The 1,258-nt window shown below is 64.9% G+C and carries 2 protein-coding genes; one reads left to right on the forward strand and one right to left on the reverse strand.

Features of this window, described 5'->3' with window-relative positions; genetic code table 11:
• Positions 1-135: 135 nt before the first annotated feature.
• A complete protein-coding gene (locus tag EN738_RS34360) occupies positions 136-567 on the forward strand; it encodes a TerB family tellurite resistance protein (protein ID WP_127287368.1) in 432 nt (143 codons plus the stop codon).
• A gap of 32 nt (positions 568-599) precedes the next feature.
• Here the strand turns inward: EN738_RS34360 and EN738_RS34365 are convergent.
• The coding region (locus EN738_RS34365; protein ID WP_127287369.1) for an ATP-binding cassette domain-containing protein at positions 600-1,258 on the reverse strand (659 nt) is incomplete at its 5' end.

Consider the following 1,258-nt stretch of genomic DNA (forward strand, 5'->3'; position numbering starts at 1 on the left):
CTGTATGCTAAGATCGATCATCGGGGCTATGGGTCTTGCGGCGGGACGATATGCGCGCTTCGACCATGCCAACCCCGTTTGCGCAAGGCTGATTCCGCGCTAACTATCTGCGACGGAATCGCAAAGGGGAGGCCGATGGCGATGGCACTGCTCGATCAGATACGCTCGATCTTCGACGGCGATCCCGGCGTGCGCAAGGTCGCGGACGATCCGGTCCTGTCGGCGGAACTGTTGATGCTGTTCCGCATGATCCTGGCCGACGGGTCCGTCTCGGAGAGCGAGATGGTCGCCTTCCGGCGCATCTGCAAGGAGGCGTTCGGCATTCCCGAGACGAGCATCGACAGCGTCATCGAATATCTCAACGACTTCGGCTACGAGACCAACGGCTCGCAGGCGATAGCGCTGTTCCGCGACCTCGACGTCGAGCGGCGCAAGCTGCTCGCCCAGCACATGGCCGAGATCGCCAAGGCCGATTCGAAGCTGGCCGAAAACGAGGTCAGGCTGCTGCGCCGCACGCTCGACCTGCTCGACATCAGCCCGGTCGATGTTGTGAAGCCGCAGGAATAGCCGGTTTCGATAGCGGCCGGCAGGCTCGCTGTTTACCCTTGTTCCTGTAGTCTCCGTGCGATCGCCCGGTGCAAATCGGGCGCGGCTCTCACCAGCGCCCTGGCCGCCTCGGATTGCGGATGATCGAGTACCGCGCCGGTCTTGCCGCGCTCGACGATCCTGCCCTCATGCATGACCAGCACCTCGTCTGTGATGGCGCGGGCGACGGTCAGGTCGTGGGTGATGAACAGGTAGGCGATGCCGAGCTTCTGGTTGAGCTCGGCGAACAGGTCGAGGATCTGGGCGCGGATCGAGACGTCGAGCGCCGAGACCGGCTCGTCGGCGACGACCAGCTTGGGACGGGTGATGATGGCGCGCGCGATCGACAGGCGCTGGCGCTGGCCGCCCGAGAATTCATGCGGATATTTGTCCATGTCGCGCGGCCCGAGGCCCACCTCGTGCAGCGCATGCGCCACCAGCTCGCGCCGCTCGGCATTGGCCGGTGTCTTGTCCAGCACGTGCAGCGGCTCGGCGACCAGCTTCTCGACCTTCTGGCGCGGATCGAAGGAGCCGTAGGGGTCCTGGAACACGACCTGCATGTCGCGCCGCGCCGGCTTCAGCTCCGCCTCGCTCCTGCCGGTGATGGTCTCTCCGCTGAAGCGGATCGTCCCCGAGGTCGATTTGTCCAGCGCCAGGATCATGCGGGCAAGCG

Source organism: Mesorhizobium sp. M4B.F.Ca.ET.017.02.2.1 (assembly GCF_003998955.1).
GTDB classification, from domain to species: domain Bacteria; phylum Pseudomonadota; class Alphaproteobacteria; order Rhizobiales; family Rhizobiaceae; genus Mesorhizobium; species Mesorhizobium abyssinicae.

Bases quoted from the DNA above. Each gene is read 5' to 3' on its own strand.
- EN738_RS34360 (WP_127287368.1), top strand. From the start codon at position 136: ATGGCGATGGCACTGCTCGATCAGATACGCTCGATCTTCGACGGCGAT.